Origin of the sequence: Mycolicibacterium chubuense (genome assembly GCF_001044255.1) — a bacterium.
In the GTDB taxonomy this organism is placed as follows: Bacteria; Actinomycetota; Actinomycetes; order Mycobacteriales; family Mycobacteriaceae; genus Mycobacterium; species Mycobacterium chubuense.
On record NZ_JYNX01000035.1, the window covers coordinates 190515 to 214043 of the forward strand.

Sequence of the window (23529 nt, forward strand, 5' to 3'; positions counted from 1 at the left end):
CGGCCTTCTAGCGGGCCTGCTTGAGCTTGCCCCGCTGCCCGTCGCGGTTGCGTTCGAACACCAGCCGCAGCCCGTCCAGCGTCAGGTGCCGGTCGTAGTGCTCGACGGTCCGCAGATCGGGCAGCACCAGCGGCGCGGTGTGGCCGGTGGCCACCACCGCGACGTCGTCGCCGCCGAAACCCTCGACGTCCTCGCGCACCCGGCTGACCAGACCGTCCACCAGGCCGGCGAACCCGAACACCGCACCGGCCTGCATGCATTCGACGGTGTTCTTGCCGACCACCGAGCGCGGCCGGGTCAGCTCGACGCGCCGCAGGGCCGCCGACCGCGCCGCCGCGGCGTCCGAGGACACCTGCACGCCGGGCGCGATCGCACCGCCGAGGAACTCCCCCCGGGCCGACACCACATCGACGCAGATCGACGACCCGAAGTCGACGACGATCGCGGCCGTACCGTACTTCTGGTACGCGGCAAGGCAATTGACGATGCGGTCCGCCCCGACCTCCTTGGGGTTGTCGACCAGCAGCGGGATCCCGGTTCGCACACCGGGTTCGATCAGCACGTGCGGCACCGAAGGCCAGTACTGCTCGAGCATCACCCGCACCTCGTGGAGCACCGATGGCACCGTCGACAGGCCCGCCGCGCCGGTGAGTCGCTCGGCGTCGTCGCCGATCAACCCGTCGATGGTCAGCGCGAGCTCATCGGCGGTGACCTCGGATTCGGTGCGGATCCGCCAGTGCGACACCACCTTGGCGTGGTCGCCGGCGCCGGAGATCAGGCCGACGACGGTGTGGGTGTTACGGACGTCGATCGCAAGGAGCACCGCAGATCACCGAGCCGACAACAGATCCGGCGCGCCTGCCGGCGCGTGCGCGGGAACCCCGGCCGGAACTTCTGCGGGATCACTGCCGAGCTCAACCAATCGGTTCTCGGCGTCGACGAACACCACCCGCGGCTGCAGCGCCTTGGCTTCGGCGTCGTCGACCACCGCGTAGGCGATCAAGATCACCAGATCTCCTGGATGCACCAGATGAGCTGCAGCGCCGTTGATTCCGATGACACCGCTGCCACGCTCGCCGGTGATCACATAGGTGACCAGCCGGGCGCCGTTGTCGACGTCGACGATGGTGACCTGCTCCCCCTCGATCAGATCGGCGGCCTCCATCAGGTCCGCGTCGATCGTCACCGATCCCACATAGTGCAGATCGGCCTGGGTCACGGTGGCGCGATGGATCTTGCTCTTGAGCATCGTGCGGAACATCAATTCCTCCAGGGCAATTCGTGGCTGTCACCGCTGGGGGTGCGGGGATGGCCGTCGATGCCGGCGCTGGCGCCGACGTCGATCGCGATGTTGTCGAGCAGGCGGGTGGCGCCGAGCTTGGCGGCGATCAGCATCCGTGCGGGGCCCTCGGCGGGAGCCGGCCCGAGCATCGGGTCGCGCACCTCCAGGTAGTCCAGCGTGAGTGCGGGCACCTCGTCGAGCACCGCGCGGGCGGCGTCCAGCGCGGCGGGCACCCCGGTGGCCGCGGCGTACATGCCGGCCAGCAGCGCCGCGGACAGCGCCCCGGCCTGCTCGCGCTGCACCGGGTCGAGGTAGCGGTTGCGCGACGACATCGCCAGCCCGTCGGCCTCGCGCACGATCGGGACGCCGATGACCTCGATACCCAGATCGAGGTCGGTGACCATCTGCCGGATCAGCGTCAGCTGCTGATAGTCCTTCTCGCCGAAGTAGGCGCGGTCGGGATGCACGGTGTTGAACAGCTTCAGCACCACGGTCAGCACACCCGCGAAATGCGTTGGCCGCGAAGCGCCTTCGAGTTCAGCCCCCAGCGGCCCGGGCACCACGGTGGTGCGTCGGCCCTGCGGATACATGTCGTCCTCGGTCGGGGTGAACGCAATCTGCACGCCCTCGGCCCGCAGCGCGTCGAGGTCGTCGTCGAGGGTGCGCGGATAGGCGTCGAGATCCTCACCGGCGCCGAACTGCAGCGGGTTGACGAAGATCGACACCACCACCACCGCCCCCTGGACGCGCTTGGCGGCGCGGATCAGCGTGAGGTGTCCCTCGTGCAGGGCGCCCATGGTCGGCACGAGCACGATCCGGCGGCCGGTCGCGCGCAGCGCCTTCGTCACATCGGAGACATCGCGCGGCCGCGCATACACATTCAGGTGACCGGCCGAGAACTTCGGCGCCCTACCGGTGATCATCGTCGTTCCGCCTCCGCCAGCACGTCGAGGACAGCGCGCGGGGCCCGGGCCCGCTGCGCCGTCCGCCACGAATTCGTTCGATACGCCTCTGCCAGTTCGTGGTCCACCTCGTCGAGCGCCTCGAGATGGGCGGCCACGGCGCGCGCGTCGCCGCGGGCCACCGGGCCCGTCAGCGCGCGCTGCCCGCGCCGCAGCGCGTTGTCCAGCGACGCCCGCGCCAGCGGGCCGATGATGCGCTCGGCCAGCCCGCCCGGCGCGTCGGCGACGAGATCCTGCCCCAGGAGCTCCTGACCGCTCAGCGCTGCCCGCAACGCCTCGAGCGCGTCGAGCACCACGGTCACCACGTGATTGCTGCCGTGCGCGAGCGCCGCGTGATAGAGCGTGCGGGCGTCCTCGCGCACCCGGAACGGCTCCCCGCCGATCTCGAGCACCAGCGACTGCGCGATCGCGTACCCGATCTCGTCGGCCGCGGTGATCCCGAAGCAGGTGCCCCGCAGCCGGTCGACGTCCTCGTCGGTGCCGGCGAATGTCATCGCCGGATGGATGGCCAGCGTGATGCAGCCGCGCTCGGCCAGCGGCGCCAGCACCGCGATGCCGTTGGCACCCGAGGTGTGCGCCACGATCGTGTTGGGCCGCACGGCGCCGGTGGCCGCCAGCCCCGCGACCAGGTCGGCCAGCTCGGCGTCGGGGACGGCCAGCAGCAGCAGCTCGGCGCGCGCGGCGACCTCGTCGACCGGGAGCACGGGCGTGTCGGGCAGCCACCGCGCGGCGCGGGCGCGCGACGCGTTCGACACGGCGGCGCACCCGGCGACGACGTGTTCAGCACGCTCGAGGGCCGCGCCGAGGGCAGAGCCCACCCTCCCGGCCGAGAGAACACCGACGGTGAGCCGGGCGGGGCGGAGCCCGTCGTGGGGGGCATTCCCACCGACCGGGGGCTGCACCATTGCAGACGACCTCGCTGGTTGTCGAAGGGTTTCGTTCCGGTCTCGCAGGCGGGTACCGGACGGTCGGCCACAGCCTAACGCAGGCCCGGTTTCAGTCCTCGCGGCGTCGGCGCCGGCCTCCGCCCGACGGCGTGGCCTGCAGCCGGGCCAGCAGTTCGGCGACCGACTGGCCACCGGTGTGGGCGCCTCCGTCCCGGTCGTCGTCGGTCTCCTCGGGGACCGGCTCGGGTTCGGGCGTCTCGCCGGCCGACGAGTGCCGGCCCCGCGGCGCCTCGGGCTCGGGTTCCGATTCGGGTGCGCGCCTGCGGCCGACGTACTCCGGCCCGGTGCCGTTCGCCGGCGGTGCGACCCAGTTGCTTCCCGGCTCGCCTGCCGGGATGAAGCGCCCCTCGGCGGGCACCGGCTGCCACTGGGAGGCAGGTTCTGGTTCGGGCGCCGGTTCCGGCGGGGGCGGGGGCGGGGGGGACGCCTGCGGCGGCAGCCACGGGAACTGGGGTGGCGGCGGTGTCTCGGGGGGCGGCGGGGGCGGCGGAGGCGGCGGAGGCGCCCAGGGTCCCGGAGCGGGTTCACGCTCGCCGGCGCGCCGGTGCGCACCCCCGGCGGGCTCCGCGGCGGGCGGCCAGCTCTCCTCCGGCGGGTGCGGCTCGGCGGGGACGTCGATGATCGGGCTCTCCTCGGTGTCCGGGGAGTGGTCGTCGATCTCGTCGAGGATCGCGGTCTCCTCGGCGTCGATGCGGCTGCTGCGCACGCGGCCGGCACCCTCGGGGCGAGGGCCCCATTCGGTCAGCGACGGCGGCGCCGCGCGATCGGTCTCGATCGCCGGCCGGTGCGACAGGTCGGCGTCGAACAGATACTCGAGATTGGCGCGCAGCGCGGCCAACTCGGCGCGCAGCGCGGCCACCTCGTCGGCGGACTGGGCACGCAACTCGGCGGCGAGCTCGCGGCGAAGGTGCGACTCGACGGACAACTCGTATTCGCGACGCGCCGAGATCTCCCGCTCCAGCTGCAGGTCGTAGACCAGCTTGAGGTCACGCACCTTCGCCTGGTCGGTGTCGCTCTGCCGCCGGTAGATCACCGACACGAACGCAGCGACCACCGCCGCCCACAGCGCCAAGATCACAGCAAGCTTGAGCAGCTCGACCCGATTGGTGAAAACCAAGGCAGAACTGGCGGCGATCGCGAGCACCAGCAAAGCCGTCGTGAGGATCCAACCGGGCCGACGAGGACCGCGCCGGATCCTGGCGCCGCGGGTCGGATCGGTCATGGGGCGACTGTACCCGCCACAGGTCGCTGCGCGTGTCGACCTCTGCGGCGATTCGGCAGGTTGACGACGTGGGCGGGTCAGCCCGGCGCCGGGTCGGCGTCCGGCGGCGCGTCGTCGGGAGACCGGCAGCAATGCTGCAACCACAGCGCCGCCACCACCAGCGCCAGCGCGCACAACCCCGCGATCATCGCGCCCGGGGAGTCGGCCGCGGCCACCCGCAGCGTGCCCCGCCGGGGCAGCACATAGGCCGACACGGCCAGCCACCATCCGAGCACCACGGCGCCCATCCACGCCGAGGCTTTCGCGATGAGCACCGACCGGGCGACCGCGAGAGGATGCAGCCGTCCCCGGCCCACCCCGATCTCGGCGTCCCGGATGCGCGCCCGGACATAGAAGCCCCACCCGGCGAGGCCGATCGCGACGCCCAGCAACGACATGCCGGTCCAGACCGTGATCGGCGGGAAGTACCGGTACGTCGCCCGCACCAGCAGGTAACCCAGCACCGCGGCGGCGACCACCGCGGCGGCCAGGTCCCGTTTGCGCGTCGGCCCCATCAGGTCGCGGCCCCGAACCGCAGCGCGTGCTCCGTGCGCCGCACCCCGGTGCGTTCGCCGGAATCGACGGCGGCCAGCAGCGACTCCACGCCCACCGGCCGACCGGCGACGGTCAGCGTCGCCTCCGGATCGACCACCAGCCACGGCTCGAGCACGAAGGCACGCACGTGCGCGTACGGATGCGGCAGCGTGAGCACGTCGTCGTGAACGCTCACCAGCTGGTCGCCGTCGCGCACCACCACCAGATCCACATCGAGCGTCCTGGGTCCCCACCGCTGCTCGCGGACGCGCTGCGCGGCGTCCTCGAGTTCGTGCGCTCGACGCAGCCACCCGTGCGGATCACGGCTCGAATCATCGGCCAGCACAACAGCATTGAGGAACGCACCCTGTTCCACCCCGCCCCAGGCGTCGGTCTCGTACACCGGCGAGACCGCGGTGACGGCGTCGCCGAGGCCGTCGACGACCGACTGCAGATGCGCCATCCGGTCCCCGAGGTTGGAGCCGATCGACAGCACCACCGACGTCACTGCGGCGCCGCCCCGCGCCCGCCGCGCCGGGACCGGCGCGCGACGACGGCGACATCGGCGAAGTCCAGCGGGATCGGTGCAGCGGGTTTGTGCACCACGACCTCGACGGCGTGCACGCGCTCGTCGCCCATCACGTCCTCCGCGATCTCCGCGGCGACGGTCTCGATCAGTTGCCGCGCCGGGCCGCCGACGATGCCGGCCGCCCGCTGCGCGAGCGCGCCGTAGTCGAGCGTGTCGGCGAGGTCATCACTGGCGGCCGCGGCCTGCAGGTCGATCCACACCGTGACGTCGACGACGAAGTCCTGCCCGTCGCGGCGTTCATGGTCGAACACCCCGTGGTTTCCGCGAACCCGTAAGCCGCGCAACTCGATTCGATCAGCCATGCCGTCCCGCCTGTTGCCCCGCCCGTTTCCAGGCCGCCACCACCGCCAGCGCGTCGACCGACGCGCGGACATCGTGCACCCGCACTCCCCACGCCCCGTGCCAGGCCGCGAGCGCCGAGATCACCGCCGTCGCGGTCTCCCGGCCGCCCGGTGGCCGAGGCTGCCCGTCGGTGTCGGCCAGCAGCGCGCCGAGGAAACGCTTGCGCGACGCACCAACCAGGATCGGGATACCGGTCGCGACGAACTCGGGCAGCGCGGCCAACAGCGCCCAGTTGTGCTGCGCGGTCTTGGCGAACCCGAGGCCGGGGTCGAGGATCAGTTTGTCGGCGGCCACGCCGGCGCGCACCGCGGCGTCGGCTCCGGCCATCAGTTCGTCGCGCACCTCGGCCACCACGTCGCGGTAGGACGGCGCGTCGTGCGGTCGGGCGGCGCCGACCGACCGCCAGTGCATCAGCACCCACGGCACCCCGGCGTCGGCGACCACCCGGACCATGTCCGGATCGGCCCGCCCGCCGGACACGTCGTTGACGATGCGCGCGCCGCTCTCCAGCGCGGCGCGGGCAACCCCGGCATGCATGGTGTCGACGCTGACGGTGACGCCGTGGCCGGCGAGTTCGGCGATCACCGGCAGGATCCGGCCCGTCTCGACCGCCGGATCGACCCGGCTGGCGCCTGGACGGGTCGACTCGCCGCCGACGTCGACGATCGCCGCACCCTGGTCGACCAACTCGACGCCGTGCGCGACCGCACGGTCCCGGTCGAGATACAACCCGCCGTCGGAGAACGAATCATCGGTGACGTTGACGACCCCCATCACAGCCACGCTCGTCGGTGTGGAGGGCGGGAGGCTGGCGGTGGTCACTTCCGCAGGATCAGTTCCAGGGCTTCAGCGCGAGATGCCTTGTCGGTCTTGAACTGTCCGCGCACCGCCGACGTCGTGGTCCGCGCGCCCGGCTTGCGGATCCCGCGCATCGCCATGCACAGGTGCTCGGCCTCGACCACCACGATCGCGCCGCGCGGATCCAACTTGCGCATCAACGCATCGGCGATCTGGGTGGTCAGCCGCTCCTGCACCTGGGGCCGCTTGGCGTACAGGTCGACGACGCGGGCCAGCTTGGACAGACCGGTGACCCGGCCGTCGCGGCCGGGGATGTATCCGACATGCGCGACACCGTGGAAGGACACCAGGTGATGCTCACAGGTGGAGTACATCGGGATGTCCTTGACCAGCACGAGTTCGTCGTGCTGCTCGTCGAAGGTGGTGTTCAGCACCTCGTCCGGATCGGTGTGGAGTCCGGCGAAGATCTCCTTGTAGGCGCGCGCCACCCGTGCCGGGGTGTCGACCAGGCCGTGCCGGTCGGGATCCTCCCCGACCGCGATGAGCAGCTCACGCACCGCGGCTTCCGCGCGGGCCTGGTCGAATTCCGGAGTGGTGATCGTGGCCGAACCGTCTCGCGACCGCGTCATCGGGGTCTCCTCCGCTGTTACCCGTTGCCCGGCGGGGTGCCGCGCCCATCGTCCCTATTGGGGTCCCTATTGGGGTCGCGACCGTTGTCCGGCCCCTGTCCCTGCCCCGTACCCGGCGGGCCGGGTTGCGGGTAGGGCTGATGGTAAGGCGGATAGTACGGCGGCTGCGGGCTCGCCGGTGCGCCCTGGTAGCCCGACGGGGGATACCAGTAGCCCTGCGGCTGATTCTGCTGCGGGGCACCCTGCTGGGGAGGGGGCGGCCAGCCCGGCGCATGCCAGCCGGCGGGCGCACCGTAGTCGGGCTGGGTCTGGCCTCCGGCCGGGGCGCCATTGGCGCCGTTGGCACCGTTGCTGCCGTTGCCGCCGTTGCGGTGCGCGGCCTCGGCGGCCGCCTTGGACGCCTGCGCGATCGCGGCCTTGAACGCCGGCTCGGGCACCGGCTTCGGCCACGGCTCACCACGCTCGATCGCGAGCTCACCGGGTGTCTTGATCGGCGGCTTGTCCGACGGGACGCGACCACCGAAGTCGTCGAACATGGTCAGGCGGGGCCGCTTCTTGACGTCACCGAAGATGGCCTCGAGCTCCGCCCGGTGCAGCGTCTCCTTCTCCAGCAGCTCACCGGCGAGGGTGTCGAGCACGTCGCGGTACTCGGTGAGGATCTCCCACGCCTCGGTGTGGGCCGCCTCGATCAGCTTGCGCACCTCGTCGTCGATGATCTGCGCGACCTCGTGGCTGTAGTCGGCCTGCGTCCCCATCGTGCGGCCCAGGAACGGGTCGCCGTGCTCGGTGCCGTAGCGCACCGCGCCCAGCTTGGAGCTCATGCCGTACTCGGTGACCATCGCGCGGGCGATCTTGGTGGCCTGCTCGATGTCGGACACCGCGCCGGTGGTGGGCTCGCGGAACACCAGCTCCTCGGCGGCGCGGCCGCCCATCGCGAACACCAGCCGGGCGATCATCTCCGAGCGGGTCATCAGGCCCTTGTCGTCCTCCGGCACAGCGACGGCGTGCCCGCCGGTGCGGCCGCGGGCCAGGATCGTCACCTTGTAGATCGGCTCGATGTCGGGCATCGCCCACGCCGCGAGCGTGTGCCCGCCCTCGTGGTAGGCGGTGATCTTCTTCTCGAGCTCGCTGATGATGCGGCCCTTGCGGCGCGGCCCGCCGACGACGCGGTCGACGGCCTCCTCCAGCGCGGCGCCGGTGATGACGGTGCCGTTCTCGCGTGCGGTCAACAGGGCTGCCTCGTTGATGACGTTGGCCAGGTCGGCGCCGGACATGCCGACGGTGCGCTTGGCCAGGCCGTCGAGGTCGGCGTCGGGGGCGATCGGCTTGCCGGCCGAGTGCACCTTGAGCACGGCGCGCCGGCCCGCGATGTCGGGATTGGACACCGGGATCTGGCGGTCGAAGCGGCCGGGCCGCAGCAGCGCGGGGTCGAGGATGTCGGGCCGGTTGGTGGCCGCGATCAGGATCACGCCCTGGCGGTCGCCGAAGCCGTCCATCTCGACGAGCAGCTGGTTGAGGGTCTGCTCGCGCTCGTCGTGGCCGCCACCCATACCCGCGCCGCGCTGACGGCCGACGGCGTCGATCTCGTCGACGAAGATGATGCACGGGCTGTTCTGCTTGGCCTGCTCGAACATGTCGCGCACGCGGGAGGCGCCGACGCCGACGAACATCTCGACGAAGTCCGAGCCGGAGATCGTGAAGAACGGCACCCCCGCCTCGCCGGCGACCGCGCGGGCCAGCAGCGTCTTGCCGGTACCGGGCGGACCGTAGAGCAGCACGCCCTTGGGAATCTTGGCGCCCAGCGCCTGGTAGCGGCTCGGGTTCTGCAGGAAGTCCTTGATCTCGTAGAGCTCTTCGACCGCCTCGTCGACCCCGGCCACGTCGGCGAACGTGGTCTTGGGCATGTCCTTGCCCAGCTGCTTGGCCTTCGACTTGCCGAAGCCGAAGCCCATCCGGCCGCCGGTCTGCATCCGGGAGAACATCACGAACAGACCCACCAGAAGCAGCAGCGGCAGCAGGTAGATCAGCAGCGAGCCCAGCATGCTGGACTGGTTGACCACGGTGTTGGTCTTGACGTTCTTGCCCTGCAGCGCCTCGAACAGCGGCACGCCGTACCCGGTCGGGTACTTCGTGATGATCTTGGTGCTGTCCTCGGTGTCGCTGTTGCCGTCCTTGAGCTCCAGCCGCAGCTGCTGTTCACGGTCGTCGATCTGCGCGCTGGTGACATTGCCGCTGTTGATCTGCGCCGTCGCGACCGAGGTGTCGACGGGCTTGTAGCCGCGAGTGTCGTCGCTGAAGTAGAAGAACGACCACCCGAGCAGCAGCACCACGGCGATCACCGTGAGCGTGCGGATCACATTCTTGCGGTTCATGCAGGAGTCCGGTTCATATGTGTGCGGCCGACGGCGAGCCCTCCGGCCAAATCCTTCCAATACGCGCAGCTGGAAACCTCAAGGCTACCGCTAGACCAACGTTCGGCAGTTCCCGACGGCGTTCTGGCACCGAACGTGCATTCCCGGTCGCGATTCGGTGCTTCGGGCGACAGTACGAGCACGTTCGGCGAGAGTTGAGGGTGTGCGAACGCGGACGATGCACACGAACGGGGTCGCGCTGCAGGTGACCGAGGCCGGCGAACCGGGTGCACCCGCGGTGGTGCTGCTGCACGGCTTCCCCGAACTGGCATACACGTGGCGCCATCAGGTGCGGGCCCTGGCCGATGCCGGTTTCCATGTGCTGGCCCCGGACCAGCGCGGCTATGGCGGCTCCGATCGACCTCCGGCGGTCGAGGCGTACGCGGTGACCGAGTTGGTGAACGACGTCGTCGGCCTGCTCGACGACATCGGCGCCGACGACGCCGCGGTGGTCGGTCACGACTTCGGCGCCGTCGTCGCGTGGGCGGCGCCGCTGCTGCACCCGGACCGCTTCTCGGCCGTGGCCGGCCTCAGCCTGCCCCCGGTGCCCCGTCCCCGCGTCCCGACCACCGAGGCGTTCCGCAGGGTCTTCGGCGACCGCTTCTTCTACATCCTGTACTTCCAGCAGCCCGGCCCCGCCGACGCCGAACTGGCGCGCGACCCCGCGACCACGCTGCGAAAGCTCTTCGCCACCCCGCCGGCCGACGACGAGGCCGCCGCGCTGCGGATGCTCGCGCCCGGCCCCGCCGGGTTCCTGGACCGCATCACCGATCCCGGGGCCCTCCCCGGATGGCTCGACCAGGCCGACTTCGACGTCTACACCGACGCGTTCACCCGCGGCGGCTTCACCGCTCCGCTGAACTGGTACCGCTGCTTCGACCGCAACTGGGAGCTGACCGCCGACACCCCGGCCGCCACGATCGAGGTGCCCGCGCTGTTCGTCGGCGGCACCGCCGACGCGACGCTGGCCTACACCCCGCGCCACCGCGCCAGCGAAGTCGTCACCGGCCCCTACCGGGAGGTGCTGCTCGAGGGCGCCGGGCATTGGCTGACCGAGGAGTGCCCGGAGGCTGTCAATCGGCTGTTGATCGAGTTCCTTCGCGTCTGAGGTGTGATCTTCACCACCGGTGGGTATGTTTGCTGCGGGTTGGGGCGCATTCGGCCGGGGGGAAATCGACATGAACTTCATAGCAAAGCGGCGGGAACGTCAAAATCGGGGGTCTGACCGGGGCGAATTGGTCGCGGCGGCCCGCCGGGCGTTCACCGATCTGGGGCCGGCGGCGAGCATGGCCGAGGTCGCCGACGCGGCCGGGGTCAGCGAGGCCGAACTGGCCGTCCACTTCGGGGACCGCGACGCGCTGCTCGTCGCGGTGATCGACGATCTCGAGGGGTCGTTGCGCGAGGAGCGCCCCGTCACCCGGGCACCGGTCTCCTGGCCACGCCTGCCGGCGCGGCAGATGGTGCCGCCGCTGCTCGCCGCGGCAGCGGTGCTCTCGCTCGGCACGGCGCCGCCGTCGGCCGCCGTGGCCGCCGAGGACCCGGCGCCGGCCACGGTGCTGACGATCAGCCCGCTGTGGCCGGTCTGGTCGATCGACACCGCACTCGAGGGCTCGATGTGCGCGACCAACCGCTGCTCGATGGTGCCGTACGTACCGTTCGTCACCCCTGACGGCGTGCGGGCGCTCGACGCCCGACTCTCGCAGACGACCGGCGTACAGCCCGGTGGAAGCCCGACGATCGTGCTCGGGTTCAGCAACGGGGCCGGGGTGGCCGAGCAGTGGATGGCCGACAACGCCGGCAAGCCGGGCGCGCCGTCGCCGGAGGACGTGTCGTTCGTGTTGATCGGCAACCCGCGACGCGCCTACGGCGGTACCCGGCCGCCGATCACGCCCACGGACTACCACGTGATCGACATCGTGCGGCAGTACGACCCGATGGCCGACTTCCCCGACAACCCGCTGAACCTGCTCGCGCTGGCCAACGTCGCCGCCGGAATGCTGTCGCCGATGCACCTGGACTACCGCAGCGTGGACCTCGACGACCCGGCCAACGTGGTGTGGACGGAGGGAAACACCACCTACGTGTTCGTGCCGACGCAAGACCTGCCGCTGCTGCGGCCGCTGCGCGCGATGGGGATGACCGCGCTGGCCGACGCGCTCAACGAGCCGCTGAAGGAGATCGTCGAAAAGGCCTACGACCGGCCGTATCTGACGACGCCCGCCGAGCCGTCGGCACCGCCCGAGGAACCGGCGTCTGCCGACGACACCGTGGTCACGGCGGCTGCCACGAAGGCTGCCGTCACCAACGACGTCACCGCCGACGAGCCCGTCAGCAAGCCGCCACGCCGCAAATTGTTCTCGAAAAAGGTTGCCGCCGAGGAGGAATCGACCGCAGCGGCGACGTCGTCCGAGCCCGCCGGGAAGGACGAGCCGGCCACGGAGCCCGCGGAGAAACCGACCACCGCGAGAGACACGCCCGAAGCCGCCGAGACACCGACGCGCGACACCACCGCATCGAGCACGTCGAAGGCGTCGACGCCGCACCGCTGGGGACGGCACCGCCAGGAGTGACGCCGCCGGCGGCGATCGGCGGGTTAGTGTGCCAGCCATGCCGATCCCAGCCCGCGCCACGTCCCTCCGGTTCCCCCTCGCCGTCGCCGCGGTGGGCGTCGTCGCCGCGACGCTGGCGGGCTGCGACTCCCAGAGCGGCCCCAGCCTGTCCCCCGGCTCGGACAGCCGGCAGGTGACCGTCGTCGGTGCCGGCGAGGTGCAGGGCACCCCGGACACGTTGACGGTCAACGCGTCGATGGAGTTCCTCGCCGCCGACGCCACCGGCGCGATGAACCAGACCAACGATCGCCAGAAAGCCGTCATCGACGCGCTGGTGGGCGCCGGCATCGACCGCAAGGACATCGCCACCACCGCCGCCGATCTGCAGCCGCAGTACGGCAGCGACAGCACCACGATCTCCGCCTACCGCGCCACCAACGCGATCACCGTCACCATCCGCGACCTCGCCAAGGCCTCCGACGCGATCGGCCTGATCGTCAGCACCGGCGGCAACGCCACCCGGATCAACTCCATCAGCTACTCGATCGAGGACGATTCCCAGCTGGTCCGCGACGCCCGCGCACGGGCCTTCGAGGACGCCAAGGACCGCGCCGCCCAGTACGCCCAGCTGTCCGGGCTGGGGCTGGGCAAGGTCATCTCGATCTCCGAATCCGCCGCGCCGACACCACCGGTGCCGCTGCCCGCGGCGCCGCGGGCGATGGAGGCCGCGGTGCCGCTCGAGCCGGGTCAGCAGACCGTCGGGTTCTCGGTGACGGTGGTGTGGGAACTCGGCTAGGTGAAGTCTCAGCGAGTCGGGCCGACGGTGACCGGAACGCCGTTGAGCACCGCGGTGCCCGACAGCGGATCGAGGACCGATCCGTCGTTGAGCTGGTTGGCGTTGACGCCGGGCGCGCCGGCCGCCAGCTGTTGACCGGTGCCGGCGCGGTCGTGACCCCAGCCGTGCGGCAGGGACAGCACGCCGCGCCGGATGTCCTCGGTGATCTCGACCGGCACCACCAGTTCGCCGCCCGCGCCCTTGACGACGGCGGTGTCGGCGACGCCGAGGTCGGCCGCGTCGTCGGGGTGCATCCGCAGCGTGCACCGGTTGGTGCCGCCCGCCAGCGCGGGCAGGTTGTGCATCCAGCTGTTGTTGGAGCGCAGATGCCGACGCCCGATCAGCACGAACCCCTCGGTGGGTGAGCCCAGGGCGTCGCGCAGCCGGGCCGTGTCGTCGACGAGCGCCGGCGGAGCGAGCTCGACGCGGCCCGACGGTGTGCGCAGCACGTCGAGAAGGCGCGGCTGCAGCGGGCCGAGATCGATGCCGTGCGGCGCGTCCTTGAGCCGCTGCAGGGTCAGCCCGTCGGGCCGCGCGCCGAACGCGTCGCCGTAGGCGCCCAGCCGCAGCATCATGTCCAGCCGGCGCTCGTACCCCGGCCCGTCGGGCAGCATCGCGGTCAGCTCGTCGACCGACCGTCCGGCCACCGGCGACCCGGCGTCGGCGGTCTCCTTGGCCAGCGTCGTCGCGATCACCTGCTCGTCGACCAGCGCGGGGTCCGCGTCGTGCCCCAGCCCGTAGATGACCAGCGCGATCCGCGACAGGATCTCCGCCTCGTCGGGTCGGCCCTGCAGCGGCAGCACGGGCGGCGAGTACCGCGCGTTGTTACGGACCGCCAGACCGTTCAGCGCGAAGTCGAAGTGCGGGGCGCGGGACGGCGGCGGGGGCGGCAGGATGACGTCGGCGTGCCGGGTCGTCTCGTTGAGGTACGGGTCGACGCTCACCATGAACCCGACGGACTCCAGCGCCCGGTCGAGCCGCTCGCCGTCCGGCGCCGACAGCACCGGGTTGCCGGCGACCGTGATCATCGCCCTGATCTGGCCCTCCCCCGGCGTCTCGATCTCCTCGGCGAGGACCGCGACGGGCAGCTCGGACAGCGCCTCAGGGCGGCCGGAGACGCGGCTGTGCCAGCGGCCGGTGACGAATCCGCGGCCGGGCCGGTGGCCGCGCGGCGCCGGTGCGACCGGCGAGCAGGGGAACATCGCGCCGCCGGGCCGGTCCAGGTTGCCGGTGAGGACGTTCACGACGTCGACGAGCCAGCTGCCGAGCGTGCCGAACTCGACGGTCGACGTGCCCATCCGGCCGTAGACCGCCGCGGTGGGGGCGGCCGCGAGTTCGCGCGCCAGCGTCCGGATCTCCTCGGCGTCGACGCCGCAGTACCCGGCGACGGTGTCCGGGGCGAAGTCGCGGGCCAGCGCTTGCACCTCGTCGAGGCCGGTGACGTGCTCGGCGAGCGCGCCGAGCGCGACCAGGTCCTCGTCGAACAGCACGTGGGCGACGGCGAACAGCAGCGCGGCGTCGGTCCCGGGGCGCGGCGCGAGGTGACGGTCGGCGAGCTCGGCGGTGCGGGTGCGGGCCGGGTCGATGACGACGAGCCGCCCGCCGCGTTTGCGCAGCGCGCGCAGCTTGCCGGGGAAGTCGGCGGCGGTCGCGAGGCTGCCGTTGGACACCAGCGGGTTGGCGCCGATGATCACCAGGTAGTCGGTGCGGTCCAAATCGGGCACCGTGAACGCGACCGGGCTGCCGAACATCAGCCCCAGCGAGACGTGCTTGGGCATCTGGTCGAGCGTGCTGGCCGAGAACACCTGGCGGGTGCCGAGCCCGCGGATGATCAGAGGCGGGTACAGCGCCCCCGCCACGGTGTGGGCGTTCGGGTTGCCGAGGTAGGCGCCGACCGACGCGCCGCCGTGCTCGCGCAGCACCGCGCCGAGACCGTCGGCCATCGCCGCGAACGCCTCCTCCCACGTCGCCTCGGTCAGCACGCCGTCGCGCCGGACCAGCGGCGCGCGCAGGCGGTCGGGGTCGTTGTCGAGTTCAGGGAAGCTCGCCCCTTTGGGGCAGATGAAGCCGGCGCTGAACACGTCGTCGCGGTCACCCCGGGCCCCGACGACGCGGCCGTCGTCGATGGTCAGGGTGAGGCCGCAGGTGGCTTCGCAGAGGGGGCAGATCCGGAGCGCGGTCTCGGGCATGGCTTCGATCCTGCGTCCAGATCGACGAAATGGCGAGAACTTCTCGCACTTTCGCGCCCAAACGTGGGTTGGGCGATGGGAGTCAGTCTTCGTAGACCTTCGGGTCCAGCGTGCCGATGTAGGGCAGGTCCCGGTAGCGCTCCGCGTAGTCCAGGCCGTAGCCGACGACGAACTCGTTGGGGATGTCGAAGCCGACGTACTCGATCTCGACGTCCGCGCGCACCGCGTCGGGCTTGCGCAGCAGGGTGCACACCCGCAGCGAGCGGGGGTGGCGCGTCGCGAGGTTGCGCAGCAGCCACGACAGCGTCAGCCCGGAGTCGACGATGTCCTCGACGATCAGCACGTCGCGGTCGTTGATGTCGCGGTCGAGGTCCTTGAGGATGCGCACCACCCCCGACGACGACGTCGACGAGCCGTAGGAGCTGACTGCCATGAACTCGAGCTGGGTGGGCAGCGGGATGGCCCGGGCCAGGTCCGTGACGAACATGACCGCGCCCTTGAGCACGGTGATCAGCAGCAGGTCCTGCCCACCCGCGCCGGGCGTCGGGTAGTCGGCGGCGATCAGCTCTGCGAGTTCGGCGGTCTTGGAGCGGATCTGCTCCTCGGACAGCAACACCGACTTGATGTCGCCGGGATACATTTCCGCAGCATGCGCAGGCACGCCCTAGAGCGTAGCGGTGCTCAGTCGGCCACCGGCTCGCGGTAGAGCGTCAGCGCACCGCCGCGCCGGCCCGCGAACAACCGCTGCCGCGGCACCGGGCTCGGCACGGCCACTCCGCCCTGCCCGCGCCACGCGGTGACCAGTGCGTCGACCGCCCGGATCTGCCCGTCGGTCAGGCCGGCGGCGCCGCCGGCCAGCAGCCAGCTCCGGATCACCCGACGCCGCAGCGCGCCCGGCAGCGCGGTGAGCGACGCGACCGGCAGCTCGGCACCGGGTTCCAGGCCGGAGGTGAGGTCGCCCGCGAGGCCGTCGAGCGCGTCGTTGTCCTCACGCAGCGCGGTCGCGGTGCGGGCCAGCGCCTCGGCGACCCCACCGCCGAGGACGTCGTCGAGCAGGGGCAGCACCTCGCTGCGCAGCCGCACCCGGGTGTAGCGCGGGTCGGTGTTGTGCGGGTCGCGCCACGGTGTCAGCGCCAACTCGTCGCACGCCGCGTGGGTGACGCTGCGCCGCACCCCCAGCAGCGGCCGGCACCACGGCGGATCGTGCGGCCGCATCCCCGCGATCGAGCGGGCCCCCGATCCGCGGCCCAGGCCGAGCAGCACCGTCTCGGCCTGGTCGTCGAGCGTGTGCCCCAGCAGCACCGGGGTGCCCGCCCGGGCCTGGTCGAGCGCGGCGTACCGTGCCGTCCGGGCCGCCGCCTCCGGCCCGCCCTCGGTGCCGACGTCCACGCAGAGAACTTGCACCGCAACGCATCCCAACGCCAGCGCCTGCTCGCGTGCGTTCTCGGCGACCGTGCGCGAGTCGGCCTGCAGGCGGTGGTCGACGATCAGCGCCGTCGTCGGCCTCAGCGCGGCGGCGACCGCGGTCAGCGCCAACGAGTCCGGGCCGCCGGACAGCGCGACGCACCAGCGCTCGCCGTCGACCGCGCGCTCCCCGGCGAACCGGGTGAGCGCCGCGCGCAGCTGCGCTACAGCACCCGGTCGATCCATCGCTGCGGCTCGTCGATTTCCGGTGGCAGCGGCAGGGTCTCGGCGTTGGTCCAGACGGCGTTGAACCGCTCCATGCCGACCGCGGACACGACGTGGTCGACGAACTTCTTGCCGCGGGTGTACTGGTCCATCTTCGCGTCGATGCCGAGCAGCGCGCGCAGCAGCCGCTGCAGTGGCGGCTGCTTGCGGTGCCTGCGCTGGTCGAACCGCCGCCGGATCGTCGCGACCGACGGCACCACCGCAGGACCGACCGCGTCCATCACGTGGTCGGCGTGACCTTCGAGCAGCGTGCCGAGCACCAGCAGCCGGTCGAGCGCCTCGCGTTGCGCATCCGACTGCACAGCCCGCACCAACCCCAGGATGCCAGCCGAATTCGGTTCCGCCTCTTCGGTATTGGATCGCCGATCGCGCACGTACTCGGCGAGCCGACCGACGACCTTGGTCATGTCCTCGGCGCTCTCCTCGGTGAGCACCGCGAGCGCGCCGGACATGTGCCCGGCCAGCCACGGGTTGGCGCGGAACTGCACGCGGTGGGTGACCTCGTGCAGACACACCCACATCCGGAAGTCGGCGGGGTTCACCCGCAGCTGCCGCTCCACGGCGATCACGTTGGGATACACCAGGAGCAGCTCACCGCCGCCGTCACCGTCACCGTCACCGAAGGGGTCGTACTGCCCCAGGATCCCCGACGACACGAACGCCAGCACCGCACCGGTCTGCACGCCGGCGATGCGTCCGCTGATGGCACGCGGCTTGACCGCCGCGTCGTGCCCGCCCGTCATCACCCGCATCGAGTGCGCGGCGGCGCGGATCCAGTCCGGCCGGTTGACGACGCGCGCCTCCGGGATGCCCTCGCCCTCGGCGAGGCCGGTCACCTCGCGCACCGGGATCTCCGCCGCGCGCGCCGACTCGGCCAGCTGGGTCACCGCCTGGGTGCGGGTGTAGTCCGTGGCCGGCGGCTCGGGGCGGGCCAGCTTGCCCCCGAATGAGGCGGCCAGGTTCCAGTCCACCGCGTTGCCCACCGAGAAGCCATGCCCGCCACGCTGATTCATGTTCGGCACCCACACGTCCGCAATGTCGCGGCGAAGGCGTCGAGTGCGGTGCGCCCGCTCGGCCCGGCCTGGTTGGACAGCAGCGCGAACGTCAGCACGCGGCCGCTGGAGTCGGTGACGATACCCGCCAGCGAATTGGTGGCGGTCAGCGATCCGGTCTTGGCGCGCAGATACCCCGCGGCGTCGCGCCCGGCGGCGTCCAAGTAGCGGTTGGACAGCGTGCCGCTGCCCCCGGCGATCGGCAGCAGGTCGACCAGCGGACGCAACCGGGGATGGTCGTCGCCGACTGCGGCGCCCACCACCTCGTCGAGGGTCTCGGCGGTCAGCCGGTCGTCGGCCGACAGCCCGCTGGAATCGAGCAGATGCGCCGCGCCGGTGTCAATGCCCGCGTCGTCCAGCGCGCCGAGCACGGCGCCGGCCGCACCGGCGAAGCTCTGCGGGCGGCCCGCCTCCGCGGCGACCTCGCGGCCGGTCGACTCGGCCATCACGTTGTCCGAAGCGTTCATCATGTCGCGCAGCCGCTGGATCAGCGGCGGTGACTGCACCGAGGCGATCTCCTTGCCCCGGGCCGCGGACGGCAGCACCGTCACCGTCGCCGGGTTCGCCCCGAGCGCGACGGCCAGCGCGCGGCCGGCGTCGAGCGCCGGGGTGCGGGACCGCCGCGATTCCACGGTGACGGGCTGGGTGCGGCCGCCGTCGAGCATCACCGCCTCCATCGGCGCGATGTCGCCGCCGTCGATGTCGAGCGGATCCCAGCCGGGCGCCATGGTGGGGCCACTGTAGGCGCTGACGTCGACCTGCACGGTCCTGACCGAGACTCCGCTGCGGCGCACCTGATCCGCGAGGTCGACGATGCGGGCGGCGTCGCGGTACCAGGTGTCGACGCCGCGCGGGGCGGCCGACAGGGTCGGGTCACCACCGCCGACGAGCACCACGACGCCGGGCGAGGTGCTCACCACGCGCGTGGTCAGCCGGGCGTCCCGGTCCAGTGTCAGCAGTGCCGCGGCGGTGGTCAGCAGCTTGTTGGTCGAGGCGGGCTGCATCGGCACGTGCGCGCCCTGGGCCCACAGCTCGTCGCCGGTCATCGCGTCGGTGATGCGTCCGGTGAACAGGCCGAGGTTCGGGTCGGCCAGCACCGGCCGGAGCACCGCCGCGAGCCCCGCGGGCGTCGGCGCGTCCGCGGTGTCGGGCACCGGGACCACGCCCGGATCGGCGGTGGCCGGCGCGGGCGCGGGCTTGACGGCCACGGCCTCGGAGGTCTGCCGGCCGACCAGCAGCGCGGCCGCGGCCACGACGACCACCACCAGCACAGCGACCACTGCCCCCACCACCACATAGGTGGATCGCCGCCATCGAGTGGGCCGCATACTTCCCCTGTCCCTCGATCGGTCGAAAGCCACCCCGCTACAGCAGGGTATCGCTCCCGATTAAGGTGATTCCGGCCTGTAGATCGCCCGTCACGCGAAGGAGCCTCCCGGTGCAGTTCGACGTTCTCATCGAGATCCCGAAGGGTTCACGCAACAAGTACGAGGTGGACCACGACAGCGGCAAGGTCAAACTGGACCGCTACCTGTTCACCGCGTTCGGCTACCCGACGGACTACGGCTACATCGAGGACACCCTCGGCGAGGACGGCGATCCGCTGGACGCGCTGGTGCTGCTGCCCGAGCCGGTGTTCCCCGGCTGCATCGTCGAGGCGCGCCCGGTCGGCATGTTCCGTATGACCGACGAGAAGGGCGGCGACGACAAGGTGCTGTGCGTGCTCGCCGATCCGCGATGGGACCACATCCAGGACATCGGCGACGTGTCGGACTTCGAGCTCGACGCGATCAAGCACTTCTTCGTGCACTACAAGGACCTCGAGCCGGGCAAGTTCGTCAAGGCCGCCGACTGGGTGGGCCGCGAGGAGGCCGAGGCCGAGGTGAACCGGTCGGTCGAGAGGTTCAAGACCGAGGGGCACTAGTTCCCCCCCGGTGAGATCCACCTTTCGCAGGAGAAATGCGAGTGGATCGCCGGAAAACGTGGATCTCGTCAGACTGGGCCGCACCGAAGTCACAGCAGCCTCACCGATGCACGTTCTGCACGCATCGTGCGAGTGGACCGGTGCAGAACGTCGCGAGGTGTGACTGCTGGGGTCAGGGGCGGCCCGCAGTGGAGAGCAGGCGGAGGAATTAGCGTGGCCGTAACACGGCGTAACGCCCGCGTTCCCTGAAGGTTCGATCATGGCGGTGTGCTGCTGCATCAGGGGATCGGGCTTGAGGCATTCAATACGATGCCGATGCGCCGCGCCGTGCATGCGGTCTACGAATGCTGCTACAGCGTCCCGCTGGCCGCCGACCTGGCCCGGCAACGCCCGTTCGACAATCACGACCAGCTGTTTCGCTGCGCCGACTCGCTGCTGTTCGCCCTCGCCGAGGATTCGATCGACTCGATCCTGCAGGCGTACCCGGACGTGGGGCGGCGCCCGGGCAGCGAGAAGTGCAAGGCCGAGCAGTGCGCGATCAGCGACGAGCGCCCGGAGATGATGGCCGAACTGGCCGCCGCGTCCAAGGCCTACCTCGACCATTTCGGGTTCGGCTTCGTGATGTTCGTCAACGGCTACCGTGCCGACGACGTGCTCGCCACGATGCGCGACCGGATGTTCAATGACTACGAGACCGAACGCAAGATCGTGCGCAACGAACTCGCCCGGATCAATCGCACGAGGCTCGAACGCATGCTCGGCCCGGAGGGCGGCTACGACAACTGGTGACAACAAGGACCGCCTAGGCTCGGCCCATGACTGGAGCCGTGCAGGGTCGCTGGGACCGGCGGTTCGATCGTCTCGCCGAGGCGCTGGCCGGCGAGCTCGCCACCGGTGAGGAGCTCGGCGCCTCGATCGCGGTCGACATCGACGGCGAGCTCGTCGCCGACCTGTGGGGCGGTCACGCAGATCGCGCGAAAACCCGCCCCTGGCAACAGGATACGATCGTCAACTTCTGGTCGTGCACGAAGACGCTGACCGCGCTGGCGGCGCTGATCCTCGTCGACCGCGGCGCGCTCGACCCGTTCGCCCCCGTCGCGTCGTACTGGCCGGAGTTCGCCGCCCACGGCAAGGACGCGATCGAGGTGCGCCACCTGCTCTCCCACACCTCCGGGGTGTCGGGGTGGCAGGTGCCCTTCGACGTCGAGCAGATCTACGACTGGGACGGAGCGACGGCCCATCTGGCCAACCAGGCGCCGTGGTGGCCGCCGGGCACCGCGTCGGGCTACCACGCGATGAACTACGGCCACCTGGTCGGCGAGCTCGTCCGCCGGATCACCGGTGTCACGCTGAAGGACTTCGTGCGCGACGAGATCGCGGGCCCGCTGGGCGCCGACGTCCAGATCGGGGCGCGCGAGGCCGACGAGCCGCGGATCGCGCAGATGGTCGCGCCGCCGCCGCGCGACCGCGGGCTCGACCGGCTCCCCGCGGATCACCCCGCGGTCCAGACGTTCGCGGCCTTCCCGCCCGGCGCCTACGGCGTCGCGATCGCCGAGACCACGCGGTGGCGGCAGGCCGACATCGGCGGCGCCAACGGGCACGGCAACGCGCGCGGCCTCGTCAACGCGCTGCGGCCGATCTCCCTGGGCGGCGGCGTCGACGGCAAGCGCCTGCTGTCCCCCGGCACCGTCGACCTGATCTTCGCCGAGCAGTCTCACGGCACCGACCTGGTGCTCGGTGTGCCGCTGCGCTTCGGCATCGGCTTCGGGCTGTCCACCCCGGAGAGTGTCCGTGCGGTGCCCGCCGGCCGGGTCTGCTGGTGGGGCGGCTGGGGCGGCTCGCTGGTGGTGATGGACCTCGACCGGCGGGCGACGTTCGCCTACGTCATGAACAAGATGGGGCAGGGCACGACGGGCACCGCCCGCTCACAGCGGTACGCACGGCTGATCGGCGAGGCGCTTCAGGACGCGCGGGCCTGATCGCGGGACGCAAGCCCGCGCAGCACGTCACGCCCGATTCGGCCGAGATCCTGACGGTCCGACGCCGCGATCAGCGTCACGCCGTCCGCCACGCCGGCCGACTCGATGTCCCCGAGGAGGCCCACCAGTCCGTCGACGGTCCCGGCGTAGCGGATCGTGTCATCGGCGCTGTCGCCGGCGTCGAACGCGCTGCGCGCAGATCGGAAGTCGCCCGCGACGGCGACGGTCACGTCCAGGATCACCGCGAGGTCCTCCGGACCCGACCGGATGCGGGCCCGGACCCGTCGCGCGCGCTGCAGGTCGGGCGCCGCCACCCGGATGATCGGCTGGTGGCCGTCGGTGAGCTCGCGCACACCCGCGTCGTCGGAGAGGAAAAGCCGCACCCGGCCACGCTAGCCAGTCCCGATACCCGCGGCACCCGTTGCGATCAGCGCGAGCACAACGGAATGTCTCAGCGCGTCGTGTCGGCCGCCGGGTCGGGGTTCTCCTGCTGCGCCTCGTCCTCGGCCTTGCGCACGTCGTGCACCCGCGTCTTGTACAGGCTCGCCGCCGTCGTGATCAACAGCGTCACCACGATGACGCCCAGCGAGGCCAGCGTCGGGATCTCCGGCACCGGCACGGGCTCGCCGCCGTTGATGAACGGCAGTTCGTTCTCGTGCAGCGCGTGCAGCAGCAGCTTCACACCGATGAAGCCGAGGATGAACGCCAACCCCTGCGACAGGTAGACCAGCCGCTTGAGCAGGTCGCCGAGCAGGAAGTACAGCTGCCGCAGGCCCATCAGCGCGAACACGTTGGCGGCGAACACCAGGTAGGGCTCGCGGGTCAGGCCGTAGATCGCGGGGATCGAGTCGAGCGCGAACAGCAGGTCGGTGGTGCCCAGCGCGACGATGACCAGGAACATCGGCGTCATCAATCTTCCGGCGCCGTTCGCCGAGTGATCCTTAACCCACAGCTTCAGGCCGTCCCAGGTGTCGGTGAACTTGAGGTGCTTCTGCGCGAATCGCACCACGCCGTTCTCGGCGTCGTCGTCGTGGTCGGTGTCGCGGACCAGCTTCAGCGCGGTGTACACCAGGAACGCGCCGAACAGGTAGAACACCCAGCTGAACTGCTCGATGGCCACCGCGCCGAGCGCGATGAAGATGCCGCGGAAGATCAGCGCCAGGATGATGCCGACGAGCAGCGCCTGCTGCTGGTAGACCCGCGGCACCTTGAAGCTGGCCATGATGATCAAGAAGATGAACAGGTTGTCGACCGACAGGCTGTATTCGGTGAGCCAGCCGGCGAAGAACTCGACGCCGAACTGGCTGCCGTGGAAGAACCAGGTCCACACCCCGAATGCGATGGCCAGGCCGACGTAGATGGTCAGCGCGGTTCCCGTCTCGCGGCGGGACGGCTCGTGGGGGCGGCGCCCGATCACGATCACATCGAAGAGCAGGATCGCGATGGTCGCGCTGAGCGTGATGCCCCACTCGAGTGCACTGACGTTCATCAAACCTCCGGTCGTCGTTCAACGCCGGAGGTCTCTTCCACCGCCTCCGTCACCGGTGGTCGGCCCAC

The 23529-nt window shown here is 71.3% G+C and carries 24 protein-coding genes; 6 read left to right on the top strand and 18 right to left on the bottom strand.

The window, feature by feature from the left end; translation table 11 throughout:
- Positions 1–7: 7 nt before the first annotated feature.
- The 11 genes from MCHUDSM44219_RS12835 to ftsH all read right to left on the bottom strand — a co-directional run bounded on the left by MCHUDSM44219_RS12835 (position 8) and on the right by ftsH (position 9716).
- A complete protein-coding gene (locus tag MCHUDSM44219_RS12835) occupies positions 8–823 on the bottom strand; it encodes a type III pantothenate kinase (RefSeq protein WP_048418607.1) in 816 nt (271 codons plus the stop codon).
- Between the two features lie 6 nt (positions 824–829).
- Positions 830–1261: an aspartate 1-decarboxylase gene (panD, locus tag MCHUDSM44219_RS12840; RefSeq protein WP_048418608.1), complete on the bottom strand. Its 432-nt coding sequence runs from the start codon at positions 1259–1261 to the stop codon at positions 830–832.
- Positions 1261–2202, bottom strand: coding sequence for a pantoate--beta-alanine ligase (gene panC / locus MCHUDSM44219_RS12845; protein WP_172506341.1), 942 nt, complete (start codon positions 2200–2202; stop codon positions 1261–1263). The genes panD and panC overlap by 1 nt, the downstream gene beginning before the upstream one ends.
- Positions 2202–3149 (bottom strand): Rossmann-like and DUF2520 domain-containing protein, encoded by a 948-nt coding sequence (locus MCHUDSM44219_RS12850; RefSeq protein ID WP_048418610.1) that lies wholly within the window; start codon positions 3147–3149, stop codon positions 2202–2204. The genes panC and MCHUDSM44219_RS12850 overlap by 1 nt, the downstream gene beginning before the upstream one ends.
- Positions 3150–3240: 91 nt before the next feature.
- Positions 3241–4413: a DUF6779 domain-containing protein gene (locus MCHUDSM44219_RS29980; protein ID WP_048418611.1), complete on the bottom strand. Its 1173-nt coding sequence runs from the start codon at positions 4411–4413 to the stop codon at positions 3241–3243.
- Between the two features lie 77 nt (positions 4414–4490).
- Positions 4491–4967: a DUF3180 domain-containing protein gene (locus MCHUDSM44219_RS12860; RefSeq protein ID WP_048418612.1), complete on the bottom strand. Its 477-nt coding sequence runs from the start codon at positions 4965–4967 to the stop codon at positions 4491–4493.
- Positions 4967–5494: a 2-amino-4-hydroxy-6-hydroxymethyldihydropteridine diphosphokinase gene (folK, locus tag MCHUDSM44219_RS12865; RefSeq protein ID WP_048418613.1), complete on the bottom strand. Its 528-nt coding sequence runs from the start codon at positions 5492–5494 to the stop codon at positions 4967–4969. The genes MCHUDSM44219_RS12860 and folK overlap by 1 nt, the downstream gene beginning before the upstream one ends.
- The gene (gene folB / locus MCHUDSM44219_RS12870) at positions 5491–5877 is read right to left on the bottom strand and encodes a dihydroneopterin aldolase (protein WP_048418614.1); all 387 of its coding nucleotides are present in this window, start codon (positions 5875–5877) and stop codon (positions 5491–5493) included. Before folB ends, folK begins: the two co-directional genes overlap by 4 nt.
- Positions 5870–6691: a dihydropteroate synthase gene (folP, locus tag MCHUDSM44219_RS12875; protein ID WP_048418615.1), complete on the bottom strand. Its 822-nt coding sequence runs from the start codon at positions 6689–6691 to the stop codon at positions 5870–5872. Before folP ends, folB begins: the two co-directional genes overlap by 8 nt.
- Before the next feature lie 44 nt (positions 6692–6735).
- Complete coding sequence (gene folE / locus MCHUDSM44219_RS12880) at positions 6736–7344, bottom strand: GTP cyclohydrolase I FolE (RefSeq protein WP_048418616.1); 609 nt, start codon at positions 7342–7344, stop codon at positions 6736–6738.
- 17 nt (positions 7345–7361) lie between these two features.
- Positions 7362–9716: an ATP-dependent zinc metalloprotease FtsH gene (ftsH, locus tag MCHUDSM44219_RS12885; protein ID WP_048418617.1), complete on the bottom strand. Its 2355-nt coding sequence runs from the start codon at positions 9714–9716 to the stop codon at positions 7362–7364.
- 217 nt (positions 9717–9933) lie between these two features.
- Between ftsH and MCHUDSM44219_RS12890 the strand changes: the two genes are divergently transcribed.
- The 3 genes from MCHUDSM44219_RS12890 to MCHUDSM44219_RS12900 all read left to right on the top strand — a co-directional run bounded on the left by MCHUDSM44219_RS12890 (position 9934) and on the right by MCHUDSM44219_RS12900 (position 13100).
- A complete protein-coding gene (locus MCHUDSM44219_RS12890; protein ID WP_172506300.1) occupies positions 9934–10863 on the top strand; it encodes an alpha/beta fold hydrolase in 930 nt (309 codons plus the stop codon).
- 70 nt (positions 10864–10933) lie between these two features.
- Positions 10934–12325: a PE-PPE domain-containing protein gene (locus MCHUDSM44219_RS28440; RefSeq protein WP_162232093.1), complete on the top strand. Its 1392-nt coding sequence runs from the start codon at positions 10934–10936 to the stop codon at positions 12323–12325.
- 37 nt (positions 12326–12362) lie between these two features.
- Positions 12363–13100, top strand: coding sequence for an SIMPL domain-containing protein (locus MCHUDSM44219_RS12900; protein ID WP_048418619.1), 738 nt, complete (start codon positions 12363–12365; stop codon positions 13098–13100).
- 8 nt (positions 13101–13108) lie between these two features.
- Here MCHUDSM44219_RS12900 and MCHUDSM44219_RS12905 read toward each other — a convergent pair whose 3' ends face one another.
- From MCHUDSM44219_RS12905 to dacB, 5 genes are all read right to left on the bottom strand, one after another.
- A complete protein-coding gene (locus tag MCHUDSM44219_RS12905; protein WP_048418620.1) occupies positions 13109–15328 on the bottom strand; it encodes a molybdopterin-dependent oxidoreductase in 2220 nt (739 codons plus the stop codon).
- An 82-nt stretch (positions 15329–15410) separates the two neighbouring features.
- The gene (gene hpt, locus MCHUDSM44219_RS12910; RefSeq protein ID WP_172506342.1) at positions 15411–15968 is read right to left on the bottom strand and encodes a hypoxanthine phosphoribosyltransferase; all 558 of its coding nucleotides are present in this window, start codon (positions 15966–15968) and stop codon (positions 15411–15413) included.
- Between the two features lie 41 nt (positions 15969–16009).
- A complete protein-coding gene (tilS, locus tag MCHUDSM44219_RS12915; protein WP_048418622.1) occupies positions 16010–16978 on the bottom strand; it encodes a tRNA lysidine(34) synthetase TilS in 969 nt (322 codons plus the stop codon).
- On the bottom strand, positions 16957–18030 hold the full coding sequence (locus tag MCHUDSM44219_RS12920; protein WP_048418711.1) for an Rv3626c family coenzyme F420 biosynthesis-associated protein: 1074 nt from the start codon (positions 18028–18030) through the stop codon (positions 16957–16959). The genes tilS and MCHUDSM44219_RS12920 overlap by 22 nt, the downstream gene beginning before the upstream one ends.
- Entirely contained in the window at positions 18027–19397 is a 1371-nt protein-coding gene (gene dacB, locus MCHUDSM44219_RS12925; RefSeq protein ID WP_048418623.1) for a D-alanyl-D-alanine carboxypeptidase/D-alanyl-D-alanine endopeptidase, read from the bottom strand. The genes MCHUDSM44219_RS12920 and dacB overlap by 4 nt, the downstream gene beginning before the upstream one ends.
- A 110-nt stretch (positions 19398–19507) precedes the next feature.
- Between dacB and MCHUDSM44219_RS12930 the strand changes: the two genes are divergently transcribed.
- From MCHUDSM44219_RS12930 to MCHUDSM44219_RS12940, 3 genes are all read left to right on the top strand, one after another.
- The gene (locus tag MCHUDSM44219_RS12930) at positions 19508–19993 is read left to right on the top strand and encodes an inorganic diphosphatase (RefSeq protein ID WP_048418624.1); all 486 of its coding nucleotides are present in this window, start codon (positions 19508–19510) and stop codon (positions 19991–19993) included.
- A 267-nt stretch (positions 19994–20260) separates the two neighbouring features.
- A complete protein-coding gene (locus MCHUDSM44219_RS12935; protein ID WP_048418625.1) occupies positions 20261–20782 on the top strand; it encodes a 2-oxo-4-hydroxy-4-carboxy-5-ureidoimidazoline decarboxylase in 522 nt (173 codons plus the stop codon).
- A 26-nt stretch (positions 20783–20808) separates the two neighbouring features.
- Entirely contained in the window at positions 20809–21972 is a 1164-nt protein-coding gene (locus MCHUDSM44219_RS12940; RefSeq protein ID WP_048418626.1) for a serine hydrolase domain-containing protein, read from the top strand.
- Here MCHUDSM44219_RS12940 and MCHUDSM44219_RS12945 read toward each other — a convergent pair.
- On the bottom strand, positions 21954–22355 hold the full coding sequence (locus tag MCHUDSM44219_RS12945; protein ID WP_048418627.1) for a hypothetical protein: 402 nt from the start codon (positions 22353–22355) through the stop codon (positions 21954–21956). The two genes, MCHUDSM44219_RS12940 and MCHUDSM44219_RS12945, sit on opposite strands and share 19 nt — an antisense overlap.
- A 68-nt stretch (positions 22356–22423) precedes the next feature.
- Positions 22424–23461 carry a TerC family protein gene (locus MCHUDSM44219_RS12950; protein WP_048418628.1) on the bottom strand — a complete coding sequence of 346 codons (1038 nt, stop codon included), beginning with the start codon at positions 23459–23461 and terminating at the stop codon, positions 22424–22426.
- Positions 23462–23529 lie beyond the last annotated feature (68 nt).

Bases quoted from the DNA above. Each gene is read 5' to 3' on its own strand.
- panD (WP_048418608.1), bottom strand. From the start codon at position 1,261: ATGTTCCGCACGATGCTCAAGAGCAAGATCCATCGCGCCACCGTGACC.
- MCHUDSM44219_RS12850 (WP_048418610.1), bottom strand. From the start codon at position 3,149: ATGGTGCAGCCCCCGGTCGGTGGGAATGCCCCCCACGACGGGCTCCGC.
- MCHUDSM44219_RS29980 (WP_048418611.1), bottom strand. From the start codon at position 4,413: ATGACCGATCCGACCCGCGGCGCCAGGATCCGGCGCGGTCCTCGTCGG.
- MCHUDSM44219_RS12860 (WP_048418612.1), bottom strand. From the start codon at position 4,967: ATGGGGCCGACGCGCAAACGGGACCTGGCCGCCGCGGTGGTCGCCGCC.
- folB (WP_048418614.1), bottom strand. From the start codon at position 5,877: ATGGCTGATCGAATCGAGTTGCGCGGCTTACGGGTTCGCGGAAACCAC.
- folP (WP_048418615.1), bottom strand. From the start codon at position 6,691: ATGGGGGTCGTCAACGTCACCGATGATTCGTTCTCCGACGGCGGGTTG.
- folE (WP_048418616.1), bottom strand. From the start codon at position 7,344: ATGACGCGGTCGCGAGACGGTTCGGCCACGATCACCACTCCGGAATTC.
- ftsH (WP_048418617.1), bottom strand. From the start codon at position 9,716: ATGAACCGCAAGAATGTGATCCGCACGCTCACGGTGATCGCCGTGGTG.
- MCHUDSM44219_RS12890 (WP_172506300.1), top strand. From the start codon at position 9,934: ATGCACACGAACGGGGTCGCGCTGCAGGTGACCGAGGCCGGCGAACCG.
- MCHUDSM44219_RS28440 (WP_162232093.1), top strand. From the start codon at position 10,934: ATGAACTTCATAGCAAAGCGGCGGGAACGTCAAAATCGGGGGTCTGAC.
- MCHUDSM44219_RS12900 (WP_048418619.1), top strand. From the start codon at position 12,363: ATGCCGATCCCAGCCCGCGCCACGTCCCTCCGGTTCCCCCTCGCCGTC.
- MCHUDSM44219_RS12905 (WP_048418620.1), bottom strand. From the start codon at position 15,328: ATGCCCGAGACCGCGCTCCGGATCTGCCCCCTCTGCGAAGCCACCTGC.
- hpt (WP_172506342.1), bottom strand. From the start codon at position 15,968: ATGTATCCCGGCGACATCAAGTCGGTGTTGCTGTCCGAGGAGCAGATC.
- tilS (WP_048418622.1), bottom strand. From the start codon at position 16,978: ATGGATCGACCGGGTGCTGTAGCGCAGCTGCGCGCGGCGCTCACCCGG.
- MCHUDSM44219_RS12920 (WP_048418711.1), bottom strand. From the start codon at position 18,030: ATGAATCAGCGTGGCGGGCATGGCTTCTCGGTGGGCAACGCGGTGGAC.
- dacB (WP_048418623.1), bottom strand. From the start codon at position 19,397: ATGCGGCCCACTCGATGGCGGCGATCCACCTATGTGGTGGTGGGGGCA.
- MCHUDSM44219_RS12940 (WP_048418626.1), top strand. From the start codon at position 20,809: ATGACTGGAGCCGTGCAGGGTCGCTGGGACCGGCGGTTCGATCGTCTC.
- MCHUDSM44219_RS12950 (WP_048418628.1), bottom strand. From the start codon at position 23,461: ATGAACGTCAGTGCACTCGAGTGGGGCATCACGCTCAGCGCGACCATC.